General features: G+C 63.3%; 1 protein-coding gene. It reads right to left on the reverse strand.

The genetic code is table 11. From position 1 onward, the window contains the following. Positions 1 to 504: immunoglobulin-like domain-containing protein (locus AACY49_RS30415; protein ID WP_339527978.1), on the reverse strand; the 504-nt coding region annotated here is incomplete at both ends.

Genomic DNA, 504 nt, shown 5'->3' on the forward strand with positions numbered 1-504 from the left:
TCACGGTGACCGGCGTACCGGCCGCATTGCTCAGGGTGGCGGTATAAACGATGGAACCGCCTTCGGCCACGGAGTCGGCTGCGCTCAGGCTGAGGGTGGTGGTGTCTGCTGTATCAGTGATCGAGGTGTCCGCCGACTTGCCGTCGACTTCCAGTTTCTCGTAGTTACCGCCCTTGGCATCGTCGATCTTGACGCTCAGGGAGCCGCCACCGGCCAGTGCATCATTTGGCGCAACGAAGTTGACAGAACCGCTGCTGGCGCCGACCGGAATGGTGATGGTCTGGCCATTCGACAGGGTCACAACCACTGGCGAACCGGTGACCGGTGCCGAGACGGATGCGGTGTAAACCACGGTGCCGCCTTCGGCGACGGTGGACGTCGCGGTCAGGTTCACCGTCGAGGTGTCGGTGGTGTCGGTGACGTCGGTGGCCGCCGCTGCCGGATTGGTCGCCAGGTTTTCAAAGTTGCCGCCGGCGGCATCTTTGATCGTCACCTCGACTTGGC

It is taken from the genome of Pseudomonas sp. EL_65y_Pfl2_R96, assembly GCF_963970905.1.
GTDB lineage: Bacteria > Pseudomonadota > Gammaproteobacteria > Pseudomonadales > Pseudomonadaceae > Aquipseudomonas.